This window comes from Microbacterium sp. Y-01, from assembly GCF_003856715.1.
In the GTDB taxonomy this organism is placed as follows: domain Bacteria; phylum Actinomycetota; class Actinomycetes; order Actinomycetales; family Microbacteriaceae; genus Microbacterium; species Microbacterium algeriense.
Genome location: NZ_CP024170.1, coordinates 389461 through 414706, shown reverse-complemented (window position 1 = coordinate 414706; position 25246 = coordinate 389461). Strand labels below are relative to the sequence as shown.

Below are 25246 nucleotides of genomic sequence, written 5' to 3'. Positions count from 1 at the left end.
CTCCCGATATGCCGAGGTGCGTAGGATCGCTGCCATGCGTGTGCTGATCGTCGAGGACGAGCCCTACCTCGCCGAGGCGGTGCGCGACGGCCTGCGCCTGGAGGCGATCGCCGCCGACATCGCGGGCGACGGCGACACCGCCCTGGAGCTGCTGAGCATCAACTCCTACGACATCGCCGTGCTCGACCGCGACGTGCCCGGTCCCTCCGGCGACGACATCGCCCGGTGGATCGTGGCGTCCGGCAGCGGCATCCCGATCCTCATGCTCACCGCTGCCGACCGCCTGGACGACAAGGCGAGCGGCTTCGAGATCGGCGCCGACGACTACCTGACCAAGCCGTTCGAGATGCGCGAGCTCGTGCTGCGACTGCGGGCTCTCGATCGTCGACGCCAGCGTTCGCGGCCCCCCGTGCTGGAGGTGGCCGGGCTCCGTCTCGACCCGTTCCGTCGCGAGGTCTACCGCGACGACCGCTATGTGGCGCTCACCCGCAAGCAGTTCGCCGTGCTGGAGGTGCTCGTCGATGCCGACGGCGGCGTCGTCAGTGCCGAGGAGCTGCTCGAGCGCGCCTGGGACGAGAACGCGGATCCGTTCACGAACGCCGTCCGCATCACCGTCTCCTCCCTGCGCAAGCGGCTCGGCGAGCCCTGGATCATCCTCACCGTGCCCGGTGTCGGGTATCGGATCGGAACGGACGCGGATGCCTAGACGCCGCCCAGGGATGAGCGCCCGCCTCAAGCTGACCCTGAGCTATGCGGGCGTCGTCGTCGTGTCCGGGGTGCTGCTGCTCGCTGTGGTCGTCCTCTACCTCCTGAGGTACGTCCCCGACACCGTCAACGTGTTCCCCAACCGGAGTGATCTGACGAGAGCCTTCGTTCCCGTCGTCACGATCGCGATGATCGTCCTGCTCGCGATCGGCCTCGGTGGCGGGTGGATCCTCGCGGGGCGGATGCTGGCCCCTCTCGAGCGCATCGGCGACGCGGCGCGGCTCGCGGCCCAGGGATCGCTGTCCCACCGGGTGGCGCTCCCCGGTCCGCGGGACGAGTTCCGGGACCTCGCCGACGTCTTCGACTCGATGCTCGAGCAGCTCGAGGCCCACGTCGCCGAGCAGCAGCGGTTCGCGGCCAACGCCTCGCACGAGCTGAGAACCCCGCTGGCGATCACACAGGCCATGCTCGAGGTCGCACGGGACGACCCCGACCGCGACGTCGATGCGCTCATCGCACGGCTGCAGGAGGTCAACGGCCGCGCGATCGACTTGACCGAAGCCCTGCTCCTGCTCAGCAAGGCCGACCAGCGCACGTTCCGTCGCGAGGTCCTGGATCTGTCCCTGCTCGCGGAGGAGGCCGTCGAGGTCCTGCTGCCGCTCGCGGATCGCCGGGGCGTCTCGGTGGAGGTAAGCGGAGCGTCGGCACCCGTGCTCGGGTCGTCCGCGCTGCTTCCGCAGCTGGTCACGAACCTCGTCGTCAACGCGATCGTGCACAACCTGCCCTCGGGCGGCTCGATCGCCGTGCGCACGCATGCGCTGCCGCACGCGGTCGCGCTCGTCGTCGAGAACACCGGCGATGTGGTGCCCGCCCACCGCGTGGCGACCCTGGTGGAGCCGTTCCAGCGGGGAGCGGACCGCACCCGCGACGAGGATCACGGCGGCGCAGGGCTCGGCCTCGCGATCGTCGACCGCATCACGCAGGCGCACGGGGGCACCCTGGTGCTCACGCCCCGCGCGGAGGGCGGCCTCATCGTGACGGTCTGGCTCCCGCACCCCTATCCCGCCGCCCTGTCCTGACCCCCCACACCCGTGCCGGGTCCGTGCCGGGTGCCGGGTGTCGGATGTCGGACGGTTTCACGGATGTCGGACGGTTTCACGGATGTCGGACCGGAACGCGGTTTCCGGTCCGACATCCGTCCGTCCGCCCGACAGGTGTACGGAGAGACTCAGGCCACGCGAGGATCGCGCGTCGCGGCGAGCTCCCGGCCGTAGGTGCGGGCGTCGGCCTCGGCGTTCTCCTTGAGCTCGCGCGCGGTGTCGGCGAACGCGTCGAGCGCCGGGTTGACGCCGACCAGTGTGAACGGGCGCTGCACGACCCGCAGGTCGAGACCCCAGACGTCTTCGAGCACACGGCGCAGCCAGCCGGTCGAGTGGTCCCAGCCCTCCTTGGGCGAACCGGGAGCGTAGTTGCCGCCGAGGACCGTGACGAGCGTGGCGGGCTTGCCGTTCAGGGCGGTGCCGGTCGGATCGATGCGCGGGTCGGTGTGGGCCAGGTCGAACCAGGTCTTGAAGTGCTGCGAGACGCCGTAGTTGTACAGCGGCACCGCGAACAGCAGCGCGTCGGCGCCGATGAGCTCGTCGGCGAACTGCGTCGCGAGGGCGCGGGCCTCGTTCTGCGCAGGGGTCCGCTGGGCCTCGTCGACGAAGCCGCCGGTCACGGCATCAGCCCACGCGGTCGCGGGCACGGGGTCGCTCGCCAGATCGCGGCGGGTGACGGTGGAGTCGGGGTGCGACGCGGTCCACTCGGCCTCGACGATGTCGGCGAGCGCACGGCTGGCGGACGACGCGGGAAGGATGCTGGCATCCAGGCGGAACAGGGACATGGGCCTACCTCTCGTTTTCGTAGTCGCTAGGTTTTTCTTAGCGGCATCGGTTAACGTAGCACGGGTAGGATGGGCGCATGTCCGAGATCGACGAAGAGCGTCAGGTGTGCGATACCGCCGTCACCCTGGCCTTCACCGTGCTCGGGAAACGGTGGAACGGCATGATCGTGTCGTCGCTCGGCGGCGGCCCCTCGAGCTTCGTGACGCTCCGCCGCGCGGTGGGCGGTATCAGCGACACCGTGCTGTCCGACCGGCTGGCCGAACTCGCCGACGCCGGGCTGGTCGCCCGCACCGTCGACGCCGGCCCTCCCGTCGCGGTCTCCTACGCGCTCACGTCCAGCGGCGAGGGACTCCTGCCGATCCTCGATCAGCTCGGCCGCTGGGCCTCGGCGAACCTCGCCGAACGCGCCCACTAGCCGGAGGCGCTCACCAGGGGCTGGGTTCGTAGTCCTTCAGGAAAACGCCGTGGATGTCCTCGCCGGCCTCGCCGCGCACGATCGGGTCGTACACGCGCGCGGCGCCGTCCACGAGGTCGAGCGGGGCGTGGAAGCCCTCTTCCGCGAGGCGCACCTTCGTGTAGTGCGGGCGCTCGTCGGTGATCCAGCCGGTGTCGACGGCGGTCATCAGGATGCCGTCCTTCTCGAGCATCTCGCCGGCGCTGGTGCGGGTGAGCATGTTCAGTGCGGCCTTGGCCATGTTCGTGTGCGGATGTCCAGGGCCCTTGTAACGGCGCGAGAACTGGCCTTCCATGGCCGAGACGTTCACCACGTACTTGCGGTGCGCATCGGACGCGGCCATCGAGGCACGCAGGCGGCTGATCAGCAGGAACGGCGCCGTCGTATTGGCGAGCTGCACCTCGAGCATCTCGAGCGGATCGACCTGATCGATCGACTGCACCCAGCTGTTCACGCGGTTCACGTCGGGCACGAGTCCGCCGGCGTCGATCGCGGTGCCGTCGGCGTGCTTCTCGAGCGAGGAGGATCCGGGAGCCATCGCGAGCCGCGCGAGGTCTTCGGCCGTGAGCGCCTGGCCGCCCTGCTCGGCGACCGTGCCGCCGAGGGCGGCGACGGAGAGCAGCGGGTGCGCGTCGACCGAAGCCTGCAGCGCCTGCGGGTGCGGGTCGGCCGTGTGCCCGAACGTCTCCATCTCGGGCAGCGGTCCGTCGGGAAGCGGCTGCAGCTCGGCATCCGCGAGAAGCGAGTACGCGCCGGGTGAGCGGCGCACGGTCTGCGCGGCGTTGTTGATCAGGATGTCGAGCGGGCCCTGGGCCGCGACCGAGTCGGCGAGACCGATCACCTGGGCGGGGTCGCGCAGATCGATGCCGACCACCCGCAGCCGGTGCAGCCAGTCTGCCGAGTCGGGAAGAGCCGAGAAGCGGCGCACGGCGTCGCGCGGGAACCGGGTCGTGATCGTGGTGTGGGCGCCGTCGCGGAGCAGCCGCAGCGCGATGTGCATGCCGATCTTGGCGCGGCCGCCGGTGAGCAGGGCACGCTTGCCGGTGAGGTCGGTGCGGGCGTTGCGCTTGCCGTGACTGAAGCGGGCGCAGTCCGGGCAGAGCTGGTGGTAGAAGGCGTCGACGAGCGTGTAGGGCTGCTTGCAGATGTAGCAGTTGCGCGGCTTCAAGAGCTCGCCGGCGATCGGGGCGTCGACCACGCTGGTGGCGAGGTCGTTGCCGCGCGTCTCGTCGTCGATGCGGTCCGGCGCCCCGGTGGCGGTGCGGGCGACGACGGCCTTGTCGGCCTCCGCGATCGCGTCGCGGATCTCCTTGCGCCGCACGCGCTTGACGGCCTTGAACATCGCCGCGGTCGCATGGCGCACGGCGACGAAGTCGGGGTGCTCGTTGTCGATCTCGTGCAACTCGGCCAGCACGCGCAGCGTCGTGGCGAGGTCTTCGGGGTCGATGCCCGGTCCGAGGTCGGGTGCAGCGTCGGAGGGGGCGTCGGTCATTGTCCTGATTTTACGCGAGTGTCCTGGGCATCCGCCCGGCACCGAGCACGCCCGCCGTCGGTTGCCGGGCGTCGGTCGTCGAGTGCACGGCTCGTCGCCGAGCGCACGGCCTAACGACGCGACGAAGTCGTGCACTCGTCGAGATCCCGTGCACTCGACGCCCGCAGTCGGGACCCGCGACTACGCGATGCCTCCACCGTCCACGACGAGGGCCGAGCCCGTGACGTAGGAGGAGTCGTCGCTCGCGAGCCACACCACCGCCTGTGCGACCTCGCTCGGCTCGCCCATCCGGCGGAGCGGGCGGTCGGCCGCCTCGGCCAGGAACGCATTGGTGTCCTGCGCGAGCTGACGGGCCTCGTCGCGCAGCATCCCGGTGTTCACATCGCCGGGGTTGACCGAGTTCACACGGATGCCGGCAGGGCCGTGGTCGATCGCGAGCGCGCGGGTCATGTTCACGACCGCGCCCTTCGAAGCGCAGTAGGAGATGGCCTGGCCTCCGCCCTTCAGGCCCCAGCCCGACCCCGTGTTGATGATGGAGCCTCCGCCCGCCGCCTCCATGATCGGCACGACGTGCTTGCACATCAGGAAGATCGAGCGCACGTTCACACCGAACACCCGATCCCACTCCTCCACGGTCGTCTCGACCGCTGTGGTACGACGGATGATCCCGGCATTGTTGAAGACGACGTCCACGCCACCGAGCTCTGCGACAGAGGTGGCGATCACTCGTTCGATGTCGGGCTCGCTCGCCACGTCAGCCGCGATCGCGACGGCGGTGCCGCCGGCCGCTCGGATCTCCTCCGCAACCACTTCGGCCGCATCCGCATCGAGGTCGACGACGGCGACGGCAGCGCCCTCGGCGGCGAGCGCGAGCGACGTGGCACGGCCGATGCCGCCCGCGCCGCCGGTGACGATGGCCTTCTTGTTCTCGAGACGCATGGGGTGTCCTTTCGGGTTCGTTCAGAAGAGGAGTCAGACGGTGGTCAGGTCGGGAGCGCTCACGGCGTACAGACTGCTGGTGCCGACACCGGTGATGATGCGGATGTGTCCGGTGAGTCTCGCATCGAGTTCCGGATCGCCCGTGTCGACGAGGAGCGGGCGACCGTGCAGATCGATGAGCTTCTGCTCGGGTGTGACCACGAGGAGGGGGTCGTCGCCGAGAGCACGCAGCACGGACGCGGAGAGCTGCTGGTTGCCGCGGCCGAGCAGGAACCCCTGCCCGCCGATCACCGTGACCACGGCCTGCGCCGGTCCCTCGGCGATCTCGGCCAGGATCTCCTGAGCGCTCGCGCCTCGGAGGAGGACCCTTCCGTCGAGCACGATATCGACACCGAGCGGGGATCCGTCGACCCCCAGCTGCCGGGCGATCTCTGCGGTGGTGCCTCCGGGACCGAGCAGATAGCGGACTCCGGGTCGCATGCGCGCGACAGCACCCCGGGCCGCAGCCTCGACGGCCGCCGCCTCGGTGGCAGGGGTCGGTGCCTTGCGCGCCTGCGTGCGGCCGCTCCGATAAGGAACGCTCAGCATGCCGTAGAGCGTCGGGTCGACGCGGGCGTGGCGCATCGCGGCTTCGTCGATGTCGAGCACCTCGCGCTCCTCGGTGGGGAGACCCCCTCGGTCGATCCAGTCCGCCGCTGTCGCCCCCGCTGCCCGGGGGCTGACGGCGAACACGGGCGAGTACATCTTGACTCCCGCCGGCACTCCGAGAATCGCGGGCTTCGGTTCCTCACTCTCCGCCTCCTCCACGGATTCGAGTCCGGCACACGCATCCCGCAGGGTCCCGTCACCGCCCACCACGAGGATCAGGTCGGCCCCGGCCGCGGCGAGCGCCGTTATCGCGGCTGATGTGTCGGCAGCATCCGTCCCCGCGCCGCCTCGGTCTTCGCCGAGTGCACGGGCGCCCGCCGAGTGCGCGGCCTCACCGCGCGATGAAGCCGTGCATTCGACCGCAAGCCGTGCACTCGGCGAAGTGGAAGGGGGGAGAACGTGCGGCACGAGTCCCGCGGCGCGGACCGCATCGGCGCCCATCGCACCGGGAACCGTTGCCACCGCGAGACCGGGATGCCGGTCGGCGAGGGTCGTCAGGGCGAGGATCGCCCGCTCCTGCGCACGCGAACGGGCGCCGCGCGCGAGGGCGAGGCGCTGCACGTCCGCGCCGTCGGAGCCGGCGAGGCCCGCAGGCCCGCCGACACCGGCGACAGGGTTGACGACGAGTCCGATCACGGGGCGACGGACTCCGCGGGGAAGTATTTCCGCTGATACGCGCGCCAGGTGATCGCCCACCGCTGGGGGTCGTCGAGGTCGTCATGATGCGTGTGGTGGACGGTCTGGTTGTGCGGAGCGGTGCGCACGACCTCGGGGGTCTCCCGTGCCTCGCGCGCCACCTCGGCCAACGTCGCCGCATACTCGTCGAGCTCCGCCATCGAGTACGACTCCGTCGGCTCGAGCGTGAACGGCTGCGGCACCACGTAGGGGTGGTGACTCGTCCAGTAGTGCATTCCGAAGTCGGACATGCGCACGCCGATCTCCTCCGACGAGATGCCGGTCTCCTGGTACAGCTCCTCCCACGAGTAGCGCACCTGCTCGATCCGGCGGCGACCCGTGGCATACGGCGCCGATGCTCCCGGAATCGCGAGCACACGAGCCATCAGGTAGTTGTTGTTCAGCACGGCGGTCTCCGCGGCGGCCAGCAGCCCCGGAGCCCCCAGGGCCATGATCCAGGAGTAGGCCTTCACGAGGGCGGGGATGACCCCGAAGAACGGGCCGACCGCGCCGATCGACAGCTCTCCCGCCTCGGCCACCCCGAAGGTCCCGTCATCGGCGCGCACCACACGCGGTCCCGGCAGGAACGGAGCCAGGGCCGCGCTCACCGCGTTCGCACCGGATCCCGGCCCGCCGCTGCCGTGCGGGGTGCCGAAGGTCTTGTGCAGGTTGAAGTGGCACACGTCGAAGCCGGCGTCGCGGGCGCGCGTGATCCCGAGGATGCCGTTCGCATTCGCCTGGTCGTACGAGGCGAGGGCACCGACGGCATGAGCGGCGTCGACCCATTCCCGGATCGCCGGATTGTAGATGCCGGTGTCCTCGGGGTTGGTGACCATGATCGCCGCGGTGCGGGGCGACAGGGCGGCCTTCAACGCATCGAGCGACGGATAGCCCTCGGCATCGGGGTAGACCGTGATGACCTCGTAGCCTGCAGCCTTCGCGGCGGCCGCGTTCGAGGGGTGACTGAAGATCGTCGTGATGACCTCGCGACGCTGCTCGCCCTCGCCGTTCGCCTCGTGGAAGGCGCGGATCATCGCGATGTTCGCCCAGATCGCCGCCGAGCCGCCCTGCGTGTGCAGCGACACCTCGTCCATGCCGGAGATCTCGGCGAGCACCCGCTCCAGCTGCCAGACGATCTCGAGCACGCCCTGCGCATCGGCCGGATCCTGGTGCGGGTGCATCGCGGTGAGCTGCGGGGTGTTCGCGAGCTGGTCGTTGATCTTCGGCGCGTACTTCATGGTGCACGTGCCCTGGCCGATGTCGACGTTGAGGTCGGCGCCGAGGTTCTCCTGCGACAGTCGCAGGTAGTGCTTGAGCACGCGCATCTGCCCCATCTCGGGCAGCGCGGGACGAGACGGGCGACGCAGGGAGGCCGGCAGCGCAGCGACCACATCGCCCACCACCTCGCGCACACCCGGCTCGACCTGCGACACCAGCACGCCGCGTTCACCGGGCGTGGTCAGCTCGAAGATGATCGGCTCGTCCCAGCGGGCCTGCTGGAATCGACGGAGCGCCGGCTTGGGCGCGACGGGGAGGCTCACTTCTGCTCCTCTGCGAGTTCGGGGGCGACGACTGCGGCGAGCGCGCCCGCCAGGGTGTCGATGTCGGCCTGTGAGGTGAGTTCGGTGACACAGACGAGCAGGCGGTGCTCGCCCACGACCACGCCGGGTTCGATGCCCCGGGCGCGGAGCGCCGTGACGACCTCCGCGGCAGGTACGGGCAGAGACACCGTGAACTCGCGAAGGTGCACGGCGTCGTCGTCGAGAGAGACGCCGGGAACGGCAGCGAGTGCCTGCTGCGCGTACCGGGTGCGGGCGAGCAGCACCTCGCCGAGCTCGGCCATACCGGCCGGACCCATCAGCGCGAGGTAGACACCGGCGGCGATGCCCCACAGGGCCGCGGCCGTGCCGACCCACTCCTTCCCCTCCTCGCGGTGCGCGAACGAGGTACGGTCGTAGGCCACGTCGCCGAAGCCGTACTCGCCCGGCACGTCGGTGGTGGCGAGCCCGAACAGGCGCGAGGGCATCTCCATGACGAACGCGGGGTCGTCGTGCACGGCGATGAAGCCGCCGTGGGCGCCACCGAACCACTGATGCAGGCCGAGGGACTGGATGTCTCCGGTGACGATGTCGGCACCGGAGGCCGAGGGCGGGGTGAGCACGCCGTAGCCGATGGGATCGGTGCCGACCACGAGCACGGCTCCGGCGGTGTGCGCGGCGTCCGCGATCTCCTGCAGCGCCGCCTCCACGGCGCCGGTGGCACTGGGCGTCTCGACCCACACGGCGGCGACATCGTCGCCGAGTGCGGCCCTGACCCCCTCCACGTCCGCCGTGCCGTTCACCGACGGCACGTGCTCGAGCGTCAGGTGGGCCCGCACGTAGTCGTGCACCTTCGCGAGCTTCGCCGGCAGCACGTCGCTGACGACCAGCACGCGCCCGCGGCCGGTGAGACGCCCCGACATCGTGAGGCCCGTCGCCGTCGCCTGGTAGCCGTCGTAGACGGGGACGTTCACGACGTCCATCTCCAACAGCTCCGCCATCAGCGACTGGTACTGGAACAGGGCCTGGAAGCGGCCGTGGTCCTCGTAGGGTTCGCCGGCGTAGGCGGTCAGGAACTCGCTGCGACCGATGACCTCGTCGACGACTGCCGGCACGTAGTGGTTGTAGGTGCCCGCGCCGAGGAAGCTCAGCCGCTCCTCGGTCGAGCGGTTCTTGGCGAGCAGCCCGCGCACGTGACGGGCGAGGTCCTGTTCGGCGAGGAACGGCGCCGGCAGGTCCAGCGATCGGTCGAGACGCAGCGTTTCGGGGACGTCGGCGTAGAACTCGTCGACAGACGCGGCGCCGACGGCCGCGAGCATCGCCGCGCGCGATTCCGGCGCGGTGTTGGGGATGTACGGATGCACGAACGGGGCGGTCATGCGTCCTCCTTAGGCGGGATGAGGGTGGCGAAGGGGATGGAGTCGCCGCGGGGTGCGGCGAGCACGGCGACGCCGTAGCGATCGAGCTCCAGACGGTCCGCGTGACCGATGCCGGTGAGCAGGTCGGTCGCCGGCGAGGGGATCTCGAACGCGACGGGCCTGCGACCGTGATTGAGGTAGAACGTGTAGTCGGTGGTGTCGTCGGACCGGGTGACGACCTCGACGTCGACGTCCGTCCGCTCGCGTGCGGGCAGGCCCGTGGCGCGCAGCACGTCGCGGAACACCGTGAGCAGACCGTCCGGTTCGAACATCGCGCTGACGTACCAGGCCGACCCTTCCCCCGCCGCGCGACGGGTCACCGCCGGCAGGCCGTCGAGCTCACCGCTCGCATACGTCCCGCGTACCTCGACATCGTCGTCCACCTCGATCCACTCGCTCCACGCCGGCACGGTCAGGGACTCGCCAGCGAAGTCGATGCGCTCCGTCAGTCCGTCGGCGATGGGCCACTGCTCGTCGACCTCGATGCCGAGCAGGTGGCGCAGGAGCCCGGGCGCTCCGCCGTCGTGCACCTTCTCGGTGGCATCCACCACGCCCGAGAACGGCCCGACGACCAGATGTCCGCCGCGTTCGACGAACGCCTGCAGCGCCTCGGCCTGCGACTGCTCCACGATGTAGAGGTTCGGCACCACGACCACGTCGTACGCGTCGAACGGACCAGTGGCGCGGACGGCGTCCACCGGCTGGCCGAGCGTGTAGAGAGCGCGGTGCCAGGCGCGGGCCTGCTGCGCCCACTGCAACCGTTGCGAGGGGAGCGACTCGGCGGCACTGATGCCCCACCACGAGTCCCAGTCCACGACGAGGGCGACACGCGATCGCACGCGGGTCCCACGCACCGGCTCGAGCGTCTTCAGCTCGTTTCCGAGCGCCTTGGTCTCACGGAAGCTGCGCGAGCGCTCGCCACGATGACCGAGCATCGAGGAGTGGAACTTCTCCTGGCCGTATTTCGCCTGGCGCCACTGGAAGAACATCACGGCGTCGGAGCCGTGCGCCACGGCCTGCAGGCTCTCGACGCGGATCTTGCCCGGAGCCTTGGGTACGTTCACGTCTCGCCAGCTCGTGGCGCTCGCGGACGACTCCAGCAGCAGCCACGGCTGTCCGCCCTTGAGGGAGCGCATCAGACCGTAGTTCAGGGCGGCACCCACGTGCGAGGTCGGATCGGCGGGCTCGGGGTAGGCATCGTCGGTCACGACGTCTTCGACCGCGGCGAAGTCCCAGTAGTTCAGATCGCGGAACATGCTCATGAAGTTCGTGGTCACCGCGATGTCGGGCGTGACCTCGCGCAAGACGTCGATCTCCACCTGGAACAGCTCCAGCAGCGCGTCCGACGAGAAGCGCTCGAAGTCGAGCAGCTTGGTGGGGTTGACCGGCCCCGGAGCCTTCTTCGGGGTCTCGATGTGCTCCCACGAGGTGTACCGCTGACCCCACACGTTCACGCCCCAGGCTTCGTTCAGACCGGCGAGGTCGCCGTAGCGGTCCTGCAGCCAGCGGCGGAAGTGGCGGGCCGACTCGGGGCACCAGCAGCGCGACGTGTGATCGCCGTACTCGTTCGAGATGTGCCACATCGCGAGACCCGGGTGCTCTCCGTAGCGCTCGGCCATGGCCCTGGCCATGCGGGCGACGTTCTCGCGCCAGATCGGCGACGAGGGGCAGTACGTCTGGCGGGAGCCGAACTCGAGCCGGTGGCCGTCCGCATCCCACGGCGCCATCTCGGGGTGTGCGCGCAGCAGCCACGACGGCGGAGTCGCGGTGGCGGTGGCGAGGTCGATCGCGATGCCCGCTTCCCACAGGAGATCGATGATGCGGTCGAGCCAGGCCCAGTCGTAGACGCCGGGCTCGGGCTCCAGCTGCGGCCAGCTGAAGATCGGCAGGCTCACCATGTTCACGCCGGCTTCGCGCATCAGACGGATGTCTTCGTGCCAGGTCTCCTCCGACCACTGATCGGGGTTGTAATCGCCGCCGTAGGCGAGGGCGTCGAGGCGGACGCGTCGGGTGGGCTGGTCGCCACCGGGTGCGGGCACGAAGTCTCCTCTCTGAGTCGTCACCGGCCGATCCGAGGGTGCAGTGGTGCGAATCCGAGATCGGCTGTATTCTGTATACAACACACTAGGACGTCGTCCGAGGCCCGTCAACCCATAGGCTGACGGGCAGGAGGCAGAAGAGGGGACGCATGGCGATCGAACGCAAGAACCTGCGCTCGCAGGTTCGACAGGAGCTGCTGACCCGCATGCGCTCCGGACTCGTGCAGCCCGGCGAGGGTATCAACGAGGTGCAGCTCGCCACCGAGCTCGGCGTCAGCCGCACCCCGCTGCGCGAAGCACTCATCGCCTTGGAGTCCGAGGGGCAGATCGAGAGCGAGAACGGCAAGGGCTTCCGTTTCGTCCCGCTCAGCGCCTCCGAGTTCCGCGACCTCGCCCCCGTGATGGCGGCCCTGGAGAGCCTCGCACTCGAGCTGAGTCCGCCCGATGAGCTGCGTCGCATCGGCGCACAGCTCAAGGAGATGGCTGATGCCTTCGCCGACGAGCTCGTCGAGCACCAGCTCGTCATCACCAAGGACGACGAGTGGCACAGCGTGATGCTCTCGGCCTGCCCGAACAGCCGGCTCCTCGCCGTGATCGACAACGTGCGCAGCTCGTTCCACCGCTATGAATCGCTGCTCGTCCCCGAGGACGTGAAGGTCGAACGCGTCGCCGCCGAGCACGCCGAGATCGCCCGCCACCTCGCCGACGGCGACATCCCGGGCGCCGTCGAGGCCCTGAAACTCAACTGGATGCACGGCATGGAGCGCATCCTCGACAACGCGACGAGCTCCTACTTCACGGCGTGAGGTCGCTTCCGGCCGTCAACCCGAAGCACTCAGCTCACGACGTCAGTCCCACCCTTCGGGCGAGAGCTCGTGTCCGGAGTCTCGAAGAGATCAGTCCGCGAGGTTGCGCAAGGACGTCCTCACCCTCCCGTGCCGACACACCGACCAGCGCCGAGCGTGGGACCATAGAGACAGTCCCACGCTCCTCAGGTTGACCATGTCTCCGAGAGCGAGAAGGCTACCCTGGGGGCACCGGAAGGGAGGCGACATGACGAGAACCTCGGCACTGCGGATCGGCGGCTTCGTGGCGATCGTGCTCGCCGCGATCGGCGCTCTGGCATCGTTCTCCGTCGTCCGTGCGGGCGGCGTCGACGGCGCTGTGTACCTCGTCGTGAACATCGCGTTGGCCATCGCCGGCGTGGTCCTGCTGGTGCTGGCCGCCCGGAGTTCCGAACGGCATTAGGCCCGCGACAGCTCGACGGCGAGGTCGATGAACAGCGCTGCTGACCAGCCGAACGCGGTGGTCGCCCGCTCGGTCTTGAGGCCCGTGTGCGGGTTGAAGTACTCGTGCGGACCGCCGCCGTGGATCACCAGGGCCACCGTCTGCTCTCGGAGGTGCCGCGCCCGCTCGGGGTACCCCGATGCCTCCAGCCCTTCGGCGATCAGCATGCTCGTGTTCACCCACACCGGGCCGCGCCACATACGCTCGTCCGAGAAGTCGGGGTCGGATGCCGCGACGGTCGGCAGTCCCCAGCGGAGGGCGAAGCGCGCGGGATCATCCACGGCCGCACGCAGCGCCTCCGCGATCCGAGCCGGCAGGGTGCCCGTGAGCAACGGCATCAGTCCGACGACGGTGTCGCTCAGCTGGGGCTCCCCGCCGCCGAACGCGAGGAATCGACCCCGCTCGTCATCCCACATGCGCAGCAGCAGCTCCTGCGTCGTCGCTGCGCGCTCGCGGAACCGTGCGACCTGGGCATCCGGTTCATACCTCTCGAGCAGCGCCGCGAGCTCCAAGTCCTGCCGAACGAGGTACGCCCCCAGGTCGGGAGCCGCCGTCGGCAGCGGGCCGTCGAAGATCGGGCTGTCGTCGAGCCCTGAGGAGTACGGATGTCCGTACTCCGGCATCCCGTCGCGATCGAGGTCGCTCTCCGCGAACCACCAATCCTGGGACCGCACGATGCGTGCCAGCTGGGTGCGTGCGTAGTCGGGGGCATCGTCGATCTCGAGTACCTTGCGCAGCGCCCAGGCGGCGAGGGGCGGCTTCGTCAGGGGAACGGGCGCACGCGGGTCGGCGATCTGCGATCCGGCCCGGCGCAGGTTGTCGCGGTCGCTCTCAGGCAGGTCATCGCTCGTCGCGAGCACCCCGAGCTCATGCACCACGTCGGGGAGCTGGCCGTCGGGCTGCGGAAACCGGAACGCGAGGTCGAGCTGTTCTCGCGCGAGTTCCGGGTCTCCGTGCCGCAGCCCGACCGCGATGAAGTACGCATCCCACTGCCAGAGACCGACGTAGCCGATCTTCGATGGCACGATCGCCCTGGCATCGCCCAGCGACGGCAGCTCGACGATGTTCGCTCCCAGCACCCACCAGCAGAACGCGGCCATCTCCTGCAGGTCGTCGCGCACCGTCGGGCACTTCGCGAACCAGTCCCTCCAGATCACGTCGGTCGCGGCGAGCGCCGCGGCGTGGTCACCGGCTTCGACCGAGACGGCGCGGTCGGCGATGATGAGCAGACGGATGCCGGCACCGAGCAGGTGCTCCTCGACGCGGCCGTCCGGGCGCCGCAAGCGCACCCGCAATCCGGGGTCGCCTCCGATGCTCAGCGTCGACGGGTCGGCGAATGTCAGCGTCGCCACTCCCCCGAACGTCACTCGCGCGGGATGCACGTCGGTCACCGACAGCACCCGGCCACGGGCATCCACCACGGTCAGCGCGTCGATCACCCGGCATTCCGACAGCCGGCGCTCATACTCCGAGGTGTGCACGCGCACACCATCGCCATCGTCCGCGCGAACACCAGCACGCGCGAGCGCGGGCAGCGTGAAGGGGGCCGAGATCAGGTCCAGCGACGTCCGCGAGGGCGGCGATGTCCGTCATCAACGTCCTCCCAGGCCCGATGCGGCCATGCTGTTGAGGATCTTGCGCTGTCCGATCACGAACACGATCAGCATCGCACGGTCGCGATCGCCGAGGCGGCCATCACCAGCCCGTAGTGATCGAACCGAACTGCCCCTGGAACGAGTCAGAAGCAGGGGCACCGTGAACAGGTCGGGGTGTTCAGCAGCACCAGCGGGAACAGGAAGGCGTTCCAGACGCCGAGCGCGGTGATGATGCTGAGCGCCGCGAGCCCGGGCTTGAGGTTCGGCAGCACGATGCTCCAGAAGATGCGCCAGCGGCCGGCGCCGTCGACGAGCGCGCCTCTCGAGTTCACGGGGCAGCGCGAGCACGAACTGCCGCATCAGGAAGACCGCGAACGGGTTGGCGATCATGCCGGCACGATCAGCGCGAGGTGCGAGTCCACCCACCGAGCTGCGACATCAGCAGATAGAAGGGGATCAAGGTCACCTGCGCCGGGATCATCTGCGTCGCCAGGAACACGATGAACAGCACCTTGCTGCCCTTGAAGCGGATGCGCGCGAACGCGTACCGGCCATCGACGCCGTGATGAGCGTGCCCACGACCACAGCACGGCGATGTAGGCGCTGTTCAGGTACGCCTGGCCGAACGGCACCGCATTCCACGCATCCGCGTAGTTCTGCACGGTCCACGGATTGGGCAGGAATTCGAGCGGGTTCTTGAGCAGCTGCGGGCAGCGTCTTGAACGACGTGAGCAGCATCCACACGAATGGGAAGACCATCGCGATGCCCGCCAGGGCGAGCACCAGATGCAGCAGCGTCGAGCCGGCCCGGCGGCGCGCGCGGTCGGCCCCTGGTCCGCCACGGCCACGCTGACGATATCCGGGGGCGGTGATGGCGACCGTCGAGTCGGTCGGCGGGCCGACGGGCTGAGTCAGGGAGGGAGTCTGGATGCTCATGCGGGTTCATCCTCGTAGTGGACGAACTTCTTCTGCGCGCCGAACTGGATCGCCGTGATGACGAGCGTGAGCACGAGCAGGATGATGCTGGCCGCGCTCGACAGCCCGAACTCGAACCGCCCGAAGCCCAGATCGAAGATGTGGTAGACGATGGTGCGCGTCGCGTTGTCCGGTCCTCCGCCGGAGACCAGCACGTACACCGTGTCGAAGGTCTGCAGCGAGGAGATGAACGCGATCACCGAAGAGAAGAAGATGATCGGCGAGAGCAGCGGGAGGCGGATGCTGAGAACAGCCGCCACGCGCCGGCACCGTCGATGCGGGCCTCGATGACCGAGGGCGAGATGTTCTGCAGGCCCGCGAGGAAGATGATGACGTTGAGTCCCATCGATGACCAGATCGTGACGATGCACACGGCGAGAAGGGCGAGCTTCGGGTCCTGCAGCCAGTCCGCGGGGTGACGCCGAAGACCGTCGAGATCGTGCTGGAGAGCAGGCCGTCCGAGCGGACATCTGCTGCCAGATCATCGCGACGGCGACGGTGGAGGTGACCACGGGGGCGAAGAACAGGATCAGGTACAGCGTGCGGGTCTTGAGCCGCTCGAGCGCGATCGCGGACGATCACCGCGAGCGTGAGGCCTATCGGCACCGTGATGACGGCGATCAGCAGCGTGTTGATGATCGAGCGCCCGAGCAGGGGATCTGCAGCTGCTCGACGAAGTTGGCGAGCCCGACCCACTTCAGGTCGCTGAGCCCATCCCACTCCGCGAACGCGAGAACGAGACTCGCGGCGAAGGGCAGCACGACGAACAGCCCCATGCCGATCAGCTGCGGCGCGACGAACACATAACCCCACCGACGGTCGCGGCGACGCCACGCGGCTTCCGCGCGGAGGGCGGGACGGATGCCGCAGGACCGGCCTGCGGCATCCGTCCGTTCTCGGTGAGAGTGGTCACTCCTACTTCTCCGACCGTTCCTTGATCACGTCGGCGATGGCGTCGAGCGTGGCCTGAGCGTCGGTCTTGCCCTCGTAGAGCTTCTGGAACTCCTCCGCGATCGCGACGGGGAGCCCGGCGACCCTGGCCTCCGCCGGGTAGTCTCGAAGCCGATGTCGCGCATGTCGAGGAACGTCTGCGCGTGCGCCGGGTAGTCGCCTTCCAGCACCACGTCGTCCGCACCCTTGATGGAGGGGACGGCGTTGCCGCGCCTCCAGACGGAACGTCTGGCCTTCGCCGACAGGAACTCGGTCCAGAACGTGAACGCCGCGTCCTTCACCTTCGTCTTGCCGTTGATGGCGAGGAAGCTCGTGGCCACGCCGGTGGGTGCCGCCTCGCCGTCAGGGGTCGGCAGGGCACGATGTCGTAGCTGTCCTGCTCGCCGGTCGCACTCACCGTGCCGATCGTGTATCGGCCCTGCACGAAGAAGCCCGCCTTGTGCGTGACGAACATGCTGTCCGCTCCCGCACCGTCCGGCAGGGTGTCGGCGACGACGAAGGTGCCGTCCTGGAACAGGTCGCCGAACTGCTGCATCGCCTCGACGGTGTCGGCGTCCTCGTTCGCCACGAAGGCGCCGGAGTCGTCGTACGGTGCGTCGAGGCCCTGCGACGAAAGCCAGCTCCAGTGGGTGGCCCAGTAGTTCCAGTACATCGTGCCGGCGAGCCCTGCGTCGTGCAGCTTGGCGTTCATCTCGAGGAACTTGTCGGTCGTCCACTCGCCGTTCTCGGCCAGCGTCGCCGGATCCTCCGTGATGCCGGCCGCGGCGAGCGCCTGCTTGTCGTACCAGAACACGTCGGGGTTGGAATCGTTCGGGGCGGCATACACCTCGCCTTCGTGTTCGGCGGCCCGAACAGGCCGGGGAAGAAGTCGTCCTTCTTGGTCTTGCTCTCCTTCGATGCCATCAGGTCATCGAGCGGCATGAGCCGGTTGGAGTCGACGAACTGGCCGATCATGTCGTCGCCGACGTAGAAGACATCGGGTGCGGTGTTGCTCGTGAGCTGCGCGAGGAGCTTGGAGTGGTAGTCGCCGTAGCCGGCGACGGGCTGCAGCTTGACCGTGATGTCGGGGTGGCGCTCCATGAAGTCCTTGTTGAACTCCTGGTATCGGGTGAGCTCGTCGGCGGTTCCCCAGGTCGACCACACGACCGTTGCGGTACCGTCAGCCGCGACGCCACCCCACCCCACCGCCGCTGCACGCAGCGAGTCCGAGAACCAGAGCGCCTGCGGCACCCACTGCCAGATACCGCGTCGCGTTCGCACGAGCCATCTCGCTACCTCTTTCGTCATTGGAAGATCACGTCGGGACGCCCCTGCAGGCGTACTCGTATTCTGTATACAGAACGCAATCCTGTCAAGGACAGCTGCCCTCGAGAACGGGATGGCACGGTGTCACGATCTCTGCACGAGCAATGGCGCAGACTGTCCTCATGACGATCCCCACCTCCTCGGACCAGGGCTCCTGCCGACGCCGTTCACCGCCGCCGACATCCGCGATACGACGGGAGCGGGCATGACCGTCCACCTGCTGCTGGAAGGCCCCGACGGTCCGCTCGGCGAGCACGTGAACCGTTTCCACGACACCGACGATGAGGGCGCCACCCTCGACCGCTGGGCCGTCGACGATCCGAAGGCCATCGTGTCGAACCGGGTGACCTGGGTCGAGCTGCAGAGCCATGCGGCCTTCGACGCGGAGACGACCAGCGTCTCGACGGTGGCCCTGAGCACTCCGCTGGGCGATCTCACCTGTCGGCGCTACGACACCGCGGACGGCGTCTTCTGGTTCTCGATCGACCACCCCGGCATGCCGGTGCAGCACGAGTCCGACGGCCTCCGCACGACCGTGCTGAGCATCGAGCGCGACTGACCTCAGGGACGACGAAGGGCGGGCCGCGCTGGCCCGCCCTTCGAGGGGACTCAGTGGCCGCGGCTCCCACGACGACGAACTCGTTCGGCACGACATCCAGCGTGGCTTCCGCCGCCACCTCGCCGGTGTGCAGATCGACCGCGAGGATGCGCTTCTTCGCCGGCTCGGTCACGTACGCGACATCCCCCACCACGCGCAGGCCAGGGTGCGGCTGCTGCCACTCGTCGGACTCTCCCACGGATCGATGATCTGCCACGAGTCCAGCGGCGCGCCGGCCTCGTCGAGCACGGTCAGCGCCCCGTCCGCGCCGAGCACGACGACGTCATCGTGGGCGCTGCGCCCGACCCCGCGCCACGTGTACTCCACGCCGTCCGGCAGGTCGACGACCGACAGCGTCGGGAGTCCGCGTCGATCCGGACGAGCTGCGACAGCAGGTATCCCTCCGCATCCGGATCGGTCTTGTAGTCGCCGAAGGCGATCGAGCTGGTCTCGGACACGTAGGCGTTCCCGGTGCGACCGAACGGGTCGGGCGCCTCGATCTTGGTGAACGCGCCGTCGTCGAAGAGCAGCACCCCGTCCTCGCATCCGAACATGACGACCTCGTCCTTCAGGGCTCCTTCGCCGTGCACGCTGGGGCACTGCTCGTTGCGGGCGAGCTCGGTGCCGCCGGCAGCCAGATGCCGGACACCCGAACGCGCCTCGGCGGTGCCGATCGTCGACAGGACGGTGCCGTCGGCGAGTTCGATGGCGACCCCGTGGTGGGCCGCCTCGGAGGTGAGGGTGTCCACCTCGGGGAGCGTGCCGGTGCCGATGGCGTCCGTGTCGAACACGCGCACCTCGCCTGTGCCGTCGTCGAACAGGGCCGTGCGTCCGGCATGCGGAGTGGCGTGGCCGGCTGCGACGGCTTCGAACACCTCGCCCGTGAATTCCACGGCGTCGGAGGCGAGGCCGCTGTCGAGGACGTGGAAGCCGTCTTCCGCGGTGACGAAGACGTGACCGTCGTGATCGCCGGCGCTGTTGACGCGAAGGAAGCCGCCGAGCGGCGCCTCCCCGATCGTCTCGAGGGTCTTCCCGTCGAGCACCAGGACTCCTCCGTCGTAGGTGACGGCGACGCGCGTGTCGCCGTCATGCTGTTCGCCGCTCGGGGCGTCGGCCGAGGAGCCGGCGGGGGCGGCGCCGGCGCATCCGGCGAGCGCCGCGACGGCGAGCGCGCCGAACGCGGCGAGCGCGAAGCGGGTGCGGGGTCGGGACATGGGTGGTCTCCTTCTCTGTGTGGTGGGTGCGCAGGTGCGCGGTGACGACCGGGGCCGCCGAAGACTCGGGTCAGCCGACGAGCTGGAGGAACGAGGGGTCGAGATCGTCGAAGGAACGGGTGATGCGCGCGTCGGTGTGGTCGATCTCGTGCACGGCGCCGAGAGCGGGGTCTGCGAGGTACGCGTGCCGCCCGCCGACGACGAGCTGCACCCGCTCGCGCAGCGCCGGGTCGGAGACGGCATCCGCGAGCAGCGGTTCCGTCCGAGCGAGCACCGAGCCGTCCGCTGCCAGGATCCGCACCCGCCCTTCGGCGTCGACCGCGACCGTGCGGCTGTCGTCATCGCCCACGGCGACCGCACGCAGCAGCGGCACATCCGAGGGCAGGAACGTCCAGCGGCGCTGCCGGACGTCGAGCAGCCAGGCCCCCGCGGAACCGGCGACGCCGGCGAGATCAGGACGATCGGTTCGCCCGGCGAGGTCGGTCGCCGGAGGAGCATCCGCGGGGAAGGGGATGACCTCGGCGGCGACGGTTCCCCCACCTCGCGGGTGAACAGCACAGCGCCGTCGGCGCACGCGAACACGGCGCCGACGCGGGTGAAGTCCGCGTCGGAAGCGTCGCGGCAGGGCGCGGATGCATCGAGCGCGGCGCCGGAGAGATCGGTCGCCGCGACCGCCCGGTCGGCGGGCACGAGCAGCCCGCCGGCGAACGGCACCACCGGGCCGGTGTGCATGACGGCGACCGGGGCCGCGGACTCGAGCCCCGCGCCGAGCTCCTCATGGTCGAGGACCACGAGGCTCGAGCCGCCGAACGCGACGGACGCACGCTGCCCTCCTGCGGTCACGCGCACGTCGCCGGTGCCGTCGAGCGTTCCCGCGACCGCGCGTCGCCGCGGAACGAATGGGTGTGGTCGCCGTGCGGAACGGTCCAGCGTGCGGTGTCGATCACCTCGACGCCGGCGTCGTCTGCGAGAGCCCGGTAGATCAGGCGCCCGTCGCCGGACACCGCGGTCACGTCTCCGGGGGCGGATGCGAACTCCTCCCGCTCCTCGGTGTCGAGGTCGATCAGGGTGAGCGCTCCCTCTTCGTCGGCGATGACGAGCGCGAGGGCAGGGGAGGCGACCTCGGCGGCACCCCCGGCGTCGAAGCCGTGAACCTCGGTGGTGGTCGGGCGGGGCGTCGGGGCGACCGCGCAGGAGGCGAGGGTGAGCAGGAGCGCGAGCCCGGCGGAGGCGACGGCGAGGCGGGGAGTGGAGCGTGTCATGGCTCTCTCACCCTATTGAGAATGATTCTCATCCTCAAGTCGGAAGTCCGATGCCGCGTGTGTCCGGCGTCGGAGACGGATGCGCGCGAACGTCGCCACCCCGGCGTAGGGTCGCAGCATGAGCAGCACAGCGGCGGTACGTCACGGAGTGGTCCCCTCCTATCTGCTGGCGCGCCTCGCCGAGTCCGGCCGCTTCCCGAAGGCCGCGGCCGCCGCCCGGCAGACGCTGACCGCGGGGCGCCCGCCGTTCCGCGCCCGCATCGACCTCTCGATCGACGAGAACGGCGACCTCGTCGCGCAGCTCTCCGATGCGCCGAACCGCACCATCAGCGACGCCGGCAACACGCAGCAGCTCCCGGGGGCGATCGTGCGCGGCGAAGACGACGCCCCGGTCGAAGACGCCGCGGTGAACGAGGCCTTCGACGGCCTCGGGGCGACGTTCGAGATGCTGCTCGCGGCGTTCGGCCGCAACTCGCTCGACGACGCCGGCGCACCGCTCAACGCCACGGTGCACTACGGCGTCGACTACGACAACGCCTTCTGGACGGCGAGCGCATGGTGTTCGGCGACGGCGACGGCGAGGTGTTCCAGGGGTTCACCGCGTCTCTCACCGTGATCGGCCACGAACTCGCACACGGGGTCGTGCAGCACACGGCCAACCTCGAATACCAGGGCCAGCCCGGCGCCCTGAACGAGTCGATCGCCGATGTGTTCGGCGCCCTGACCGAGCAGTACGCCCTCGGGCAGACCGCCGACCAGGCCAGCTGGCTCATCGGCGCCGAGATCTTCACCGACGCCGTCGAGGGTGCGGCCCTGCGGTCGATGATCGCTCCGGGCACGGCCTACGACGACGATGAGCTCGGCAAAGACCCGCAGCCCGACCACATGAGCGGCTTCGTCCGCACGACGGAGGACAACGGCGGGGTGCACATCAACTCCGGCATCCCGAACCGGGCCTTCGCCCTGTTCGCCCGCGATCTCGGCGGCAACGCCTGGGAGCGCGCTGGCACGGTCTGGTATCGGGCGCTGACCGGCGGGCTGTCCGACACCGCGACGTTCACCGAGTTCGCTGACGCCACGGTCTCCGCCGCCGAGTCCATCGACCGCGCCACGGTCGCAGCGGCTCGACGCGCGTGGACGGCCGTGGGAGTCTATGAGGATGAGCGAGTCCCCTCCGCCGACTGACCCGCAGGTCGTGGTCGCGGTGGTGCGCTCCGGCGGCATCGCGGGGATCCGCCGGCAGTGGCGGGTCGAGGTGGAATCGTCGGACGCGTCGGAGTGGATCGACCTGATCGACCGCTGCCCTGGGACCAGGAGACGGATGCCGACACCGGGGCCGACCGCTTCGTCTGGCGGATCCGCGCCCGCACCCCTCCGAGCGCCGCGAGCGCGAGCTCCCGGACTCTGCCCTGGACGGCCCTGGCTCGCGCTCGTCCAGGCCGTCCGCGCTGCCGCTGCCTGACGGATCGCGCAGGCACCGGCATCCGATCAATCCGGTGTGAATCAGACCCGGCTGCCCCCTCCCGGGGTCACAATGGACCGCATGGGACTGTTCCAGCACAAGCCTGAAGAAGAAGAGAACCCGTGGGCTCTGCCCTCCGAGCCGCTCGAGCACTCGGAGTCGGATCAGCTGGACACCGCCCCCGTGGTCGATCCGCTCTCGATCGGCCTCGGGCCGAGACCAGCGGCGACCTCAGCTCGATCCTGTTCCCCGTCGCGCCGCCCCCGCCCCTGCCGAGGAGCGCGCGGAGACCGGAGAGCCCGAGGACTGACCCCGCCGCAGATTCGCGCTCGCGTCGCATCCCTGCGCCCCTCCGCTGCGACCTCGGTGCGAAACGGCGGTGGCACGGGCACGCACTCGCCCGCGGCTACGGTGGAGGGATGACGATCACCGCCGCCGCAGACGGCTCCGCCCTGGGAAACCCCGGCCCCAACGGCTGGGCCTGGTACATCGACGAAGCCAACTGGGCAGCCGGCGGCTCCCCGCACGGGACGAACAATCAGGGCGAGCTGCGTGCGGTGCTCGAACTGCTGCGCGCGACGGCCGGCACCGACGAGAAGCTGCTCATCGAATGCGACAGCCGCTACGTGATCGACTCCGTGACCAAGTGGATGCCGGGATGGAAGCGGCGCGGATGGCGCAAGTCCGACGGCGGCCCGGTGCTCAACCGTGACCTGCTGGAGGGGATCGATGAGGCGATCCGCGGCCGCGACGTGGAGTTCTCCTGGGTCAAGGGACACGCGGGGCACCCCTGAACGAGGCCGCGGACGAGCGCGCGAACGCCGCGGCCAAGGCATACCAGCAGAAGCAGGAGCCGCGTCGTGGCCCCGGGTTCACGCTCGCGACGGATGCCGGCGCCGCCGTGGCCGCGTCCGCCTCCGTGGCCGCAGCCGCCGCCCCCGCCCCCGATCCGGCACCGGCTGCGACACCGGCACCCGCTGCCGCAGAGCCGCTCTGGGCCGAGGCATCCGACCTGCTCGACGGTCTCGACGCCCCCGTGGACGACCCGATCGAGGTGCGCATCCCGCTCTCCTCCGACGAGCACGCCCGGCTGCGAGACCGCGCCGAGGCGCAGGGGGTCACCCTGGAAGAGGCTCTGCGCCGTCTGATCTGAGGCACCGGCGCCGCACCCCGCGTCGGCGCGTACACTCGCACCATGTCGACTCCCGCTCGCACCATCGGCCGTATCTTCCTCGGTTCCTCCCTCGTCTTCGCGGGAGTGTCGCACCTCACGGTGGCGCGGAAGGAGTTCCAGGCGCAGGTGCCCGAATCCCTGCCCCTCGATCCGGATGCGACGGTGCTGGCGTCCGGCGTGGCCGAGATCGCGCTCGGATCGGCGCTGCTCTGGGCGCATCGGCGCCGACGCGCGGTCGGGCGGATCGCTGCCCTGTTCTTCATCGCCGTGTTCCCGGGCAACGTGGCGCAGTGGATGCATCACCGCGACGGCTTCGGACTCGACACGGACATGAAGCGGTTCGTGCGGCTGTTCTTCCAGCCCGTGCTCGTCGCACTGGCCCTGTGGTCGACCCGCCCCGCTCGCCGCTGACGCCCGCGACCGCCCCCGTCACAGTCGCTCCGGCCGGGCTCCCAGTCCCACGAACCGCCCGGTGACCCGCGTCAGCGCCGGATGATCGCGCAGCAGCCGCAGCGGGACGGGAAGCGGTGCGCCGACCGGAGTGGAGGCGAGCAGCGGACGCTGCAGGATCCGCTGCACTCCCTGCGTGACCACGACCGGCCAGGTGCGTCGGCGCTGCACGCGTCGAAGGTCGCGGATGCGGGGTGTCCCCCGCTCCAGCGCCGGACCGAGGACGCGCGCGGCCGCCACCGCATCCTGGATCGCGAGGTTGATGCCCACGCCTCCGGCCGGGGACATGGCGTGCGCGGCATCGCCGATGCACAGCAGGCCGTCGCTCCACCAGCGACGCAAGCGCTCGAGCCGCACGCGCAGCAGGTGCACGTCCTCGGCGGTCAGATCGGCCGCGGCGGCTCCGAGCCCCGGGGCGATGCGGCGCACCCGCTGGATCATCCGCTGCACATCGGCCGTCGATCCGGTCCAGGTCCCGGCGGGGATCACATGCGCGATCTGGAGGAAATCCCCGCGGTCGATCGTGATGATCATCCCCTCGCCCGCCTGGATGAACGGATGCGTCTCTCCCGGGTGCTTCGGCAGCCGGAACCAGAGCACATCCATCGCGGCCGCCACCCCGACAGGCGTCAGGCCCGCCGCGGCTCGGACCTCGGAATCGCGCCCGGATGCGTCGACGACGACGCGGGCGCGCACGTCGACCGCGCCGTCGGGTCCGGTGCCCGTGACGCCGACGATCCGCCCGCCCTCCCTGGTCACACCCGCCCCCCGCGTCGACCGGAGCAGATGGAACCCGGGGCGCCGGCCCGCGGCATCCGCCAGCAGATCGAGGAAGTCCCACTGCGGCATGAACGTCATCACCCGCCTCGCGGTCGGCAGACGCGAGAAGTCGGCGAGCGTCAGTTCGGTGCCGTGCCAGCTGAGAGTGACCCGCGACATGTCGGCGTGCGGACGGGCCAGGATCTCGTCGAGGAGGCCGAGCTCTGCGAGCAGCTGCTGCGTCGAGGGGTGGATCGTGTCGCCGCGGAAATCCCGCAGGAAGTCGGCGTGCTTCTCGATCACCGTGACGTCGAGGCCGCGGCGCACCAGCAGAAGCCCCAGCATGAGTCCTGCGGGCCCGCCGCCGACGATGACGGCATCCGTCTCGATCTCCGTGTCCATGGGGAAAGCGTGCATCGC

The 25246-nt window shown here is 69.9% G+C and carries 25 protein-coding genes and 2 pseudogenes; 10 read left to right on the top strand and 17 right to left on the bottom strand.

Annotated features, from left to right (window positions below):
- Positions 1-34 precede the first annotated feature (34 nt).
- Together CSX12_RS01975 and CSX12_RS01970 are read left to right on the top strand one after the other, a co-directional pair.
- Positions 35-706, top strand: a complete 672-nt coding sequence (locus tag CSX12_RS01975; protein ID WP_017201892.1) for a response regulator transcription factor — start codon at positions 35-37, stop codon at positions 704-706.
- A 13-nt stretch (positions 707-719) separates the two neighbouring features.
- Positions 720-1784, top strand: coding sequence for a HAMP domain-containing sensor histidine kinase (locus CSX12_RS01970; RefSeq protein ID WP_124894665.1), 1065 nt, complete (start codon positions 720-722; stop codon positions 1782-1784).
- Between the two features lie 149 nt (positions 1785-1933).
- Here CSX12_RS01970 and CSX12_RS01965 read toward each other — a convergent pair whose 3' ends face one another.
- A complete protein-coding gene (locus tag CSX12_RS01965; protein WP_124894664.1) occupies positions 1934-2590 on the bottom strand; it encodes an NAD(P)H-dependent oxidoreductase in 657 nt (218 codons plus the stop codon).
- Between the two features lie 77 nt (positions 2591-2667).
- Between CSX12_RS01965 and CSX12_RS01960 the strand changes: the two genes are divergently transcribed.
- Positions 2668-3006: a helix-turn-helix domain-containing protein gene (locus tag CSX12_RS01960; RefSeq protein ID WP_124894663.1), complete on the top strand. Its 339-nt coding sequence runs from the start codon at positions 2668-2670 to the stop codon at positions 3004-3006.
- 10 nt (positions 3007-3016) lie between these two features.
- Here the strand turns inward: CSX12_RS01960 and CSX12_RS01955 are convergent, their stop codons facing one another.
- From CSX12_RS01955 to CSX12_RS01930, 6 genes are all read right to left on the bottom strand, one after another.
- The gene (locus CSX12_RS01955) at positions 3017-4537 is read right to left on the bottom strand and encodes an SDR family NAD(P)-dependent oxidoreductase (RefSeq protein ID WP_124894662.1); all 1521 of its coding nucleotides are present in this window, start codon (positions 4535-4537) and stop codon (positions 3017-3019) included.
- 180 nt (positions 4538-4717) lie between these two features.
- Positions 4718-5476 carry a glucose 1-dehydrogenase gene (locus CSX12_RS01950; RefSeq protein WP_124894661.1) on the bottom strand — a complete coding sequence of 253 codons (759 nt, stop codon included), beginning with the start codon at positions 5474-5476 and terminating at the stop codon, positions 4718-4720.
- 33 nt (positions 5477-5509) lie between these two features.
- Positions 5510-6760: an NAD(+)/NADH kinase gene (locus tag CSX12_RS01945; protein ID WP_206427126.1), complete on the bottom strand. Its 1251-nt coding sequence runs from the start codon at positions 6758-6760 to the stop codon at positions 5510-5512.
- A complete protein-coding gene (gene gcvPB, locus CSX12_RS01940; protein ID WP_124894659.1) occupies positions 6757-8340 on the bottom strand; it encodes an aminomethyl-transferring glycine dehydrogenase subunit GcvPB in 1584 nt (527 codons plus the stop codon). Before gcvPB ends, CSX12_RS01945 begins: the two co-directional genes overlap by 4 nt.
- The gene (gene gcvPA, locus CSX12_RS01935) at positions 8337-9716 is read right to left on the bottom strand and encodes an aminomethyl-transferring glycine dehydrogenase subunit GcvPA (protein ID WP_124894658.1); all 1380 of its coding nucleotides are present in this window, start codon (positions 9714-9716) and stop codon (positions 8337-8339) included. The genes gcvPB and gcvPA overlap by 4 nt, the downstream gene beginning before the upstream one ends.
- Complete coding sequence (locus CSX12_RS01930) at positions 9713-11794, bottom strand: beta-galactosidase (RefSeq protein WP_124894657.1); 2082 nt, start codon at positions 11792-11794, stop codon at positions 9713-9715. The genes gcvPA and CSX12_RS01930 overlap by 4 nt, the downstream gene beginning before the upstream one ends.
- A 149-nt stretch (positions 11795-11943) precedes the next feature.
- Between CSX12_RS01930 and CSX12_RS01925 the strand changes: the two genes are divergently transcribed.
- Positions 11944-12600: a GntR family transcriptional regulator gene (locus CSX12_RS01925; protein WP_124894656.1), complete on the top strand. Its 657-nt coding sequence runs from the start codon at positions 11944-11946 to the stop codon at positions 12598-12600.
- 247 nt (positions 12601-12847) lie between these two features.
- A complete protein-coding gene (locus CSX12_RS01920; RefSeq protein ID WP_124894655.1) occupies positions 12848-13042 on the top strand; it encodes a hypothetical protein in 195 nt (64 codons plus the stop codon).
- On the opposite strand, the gene CSX12_RS01915 is transcribed toward CSX12_RS01920, so the two are convergent.
- From CSX12_RS01915 to CSX12_RS18795, 6 genes are all read right to left on the bottom strand, one after another.
- Complete coding sequence (locus tag CSX12_RS01915) at positions 13039-14562, bottom strand: glycogen debranching protein (protein WP_124894654.1); 1524 nt, start codon at positions 14560-14562, stop codon at positions 13039-13041. The genes CSX12_RS01920 and CSX12_RS01915 overlap by 4 nt on opposite strands.
- A gap of 111 nt (positions 14563-14673) precedes the next feature.
- A complete protein-coding gene (locus tag CSX12_RS18645) occupies positions 14674-15066 on the bottom strand; it encodes a hypothetical protein (RefSeq protein WP_241160540.1) in 393 nt (130 codons plus the stop codon).
- Positions 15067-15608: 542 nt separating this feature from the next.
- On the bottom strand, positions 15609-15911 hold the full coding sequence (locus CSX12_RS18585; RefSeq protein WP_206427124.1) for an ABC transporter permease subunit: 303 nt from the start codon (positions 15909-15911) through the stop codon (positions 15609-15611).
- Between the two features lie 360 nt (positions 15912-16271).
- A complete protein-coding gene (locus CSX12_RS18575) occupies positions 16272-16454 on the bottom strand; it encodes a sugar ABC transporter permease (protein ID WP_206427122.1) in 183 nt (60 codons plus the stop codon).
- 425 nt (positions 16455-16879) lie between these two features.
- Positions 16880-17395: a hypothetical protein gene (locus CSX12_RS18800; RefSeq protein ID WP_124894653.1), complete on the bottom strand. Its 516-nt coding sequence runs from the start codon at positions 17393-17395 to the stop codon at positions 16880-16882.
- Positions 17290-17862, bottom strand: coding sequence for an extracellular solute-binding protein (locus tag CSX12_RS18795; protein ID WP_164479522.1), 573 nt, complete (start codon positions 17860-17862; stop codon positions 17290-17292). The genes CSX12_RS18800 and CSX12_RS18795 overlap by 106 nt, the downstream gene beginning before the upstream one ends.
- A 250-nt stretch (positions 17863-18112) precedes the next feature.
- Here CSX12_RS18795 and CSX12_RS01890 point away from each other — a divergent pair, with 250 nt between their 5' ends.
- Complete coding sequence (locus CSX12_RS01890; protein ID WP_241160538.1) at positions 18113-18466, top strand: hypothetical protein; 354 nt, start codon at positions 18113-18115, stop codon at positions 18464-18466.
- Between the two features lie 290 nt (positions 18467-18756).
- On the opposite strand, the gene CSX12_RS01885 is transcribed toward CSX12_RS01890, so the two are convergent.
- The 3 genes from CSX12_RS01885 to CSX12_RS01875 form a co-directional block, all read right to left on the bottom strand.
- Entirely contained in the window at positions 18757-19719 is a 963-nt protein-coding gene (locus CSX12_RS01885; RefSeq protein ID WP_206427121.1) for a hypothetical protein, read from the bottom strand.
- A gap of 70 nt (positions 19720-19789) precedes the next feature.
- Entirely contained in the window at positions 19790-20293 is a 504-nt protein-coding gene (locus CSX12_RS01880; protein WP_124894650.1) for a hypothetical protein, read from the bottom strand.
- A 265-nt stretch (positions 20294-20558) separates the two neighbouring features.
- The gene (locus CSX12_RS01875; RefSeq protein WP_124894649.1) at positions 20559-20981 is read right to left on the bottom strand and encodes a hypothetical protein; all 423 of its coding nucleotides are present in this window, start codon (positions 20979-20981) and stop codon (positions 20559-20561) included.
- 118 nt (positions 20982-21099) lie between these two features.
- Here CSX12_RS01875 and CSX12_RS01870 point away from each other — a divergent pair.
- The 4 genes and pseudogenes from CSX12_RS01870 (at position 21100) to CSX12_RS01850 (ending at position 24028) form a co-directional block, all read left to right on the top strand.
- Positions 21100-22166 (top strand): annotated as a pseudogene (locus tag CSX12_RS01870) (M4 family metallopeptidase).
- Positions 22141-22443 carry a hypothetical protein gene (locus CSX12_RS01865; RefSeq protein WP_241160537.1) on the top strand — a complete coding sequence of 101 codons (303 nt, stop codon included), beginning with the start codon at positions 22141-22143 and terminating at the stop codon, positions 22441-22443. Before CSX12_RS01870 ends, CSX12_RS01865 begins: the two are co-directional and overlap by 26 nt.
- Positions 22444-22862: 419 nt before the next feature.
- Positions 22863-23407: pseudogene (locus CSX12_RS01855) on the top strand (ribonuclease H); the annotation flags it as partial.
- 231 nt (positions 23408-23638) lie between these two features.
- A complete protein-coding gene (locus tag CSX12_RS01850) occupies positions 23639-24028 on the top strand; it encodes a DoxX family membrane protein (protein ID WP_124894648.1) in 390 nt (129 codons plus the stop codon).
- Between the two features lie 18 nt (positions 24029-24046).
- On the opposite strand, the gene CSX12_RS01845 is transcribed toward CSX12_RS01850, so the two are convergent.
- Positions 24047-25228, bottom strand: coding sequence for an FAD-dependent oxidoreductase (locus CSX12_RS01845; protein ID WP_164479521.1), 1182 nt, complete (start codon positions 25226-25228; stop codon positions 24047-24049).
- Between the last annotated feature and the right edge of the window lie 18 nt (positions 25229-25246).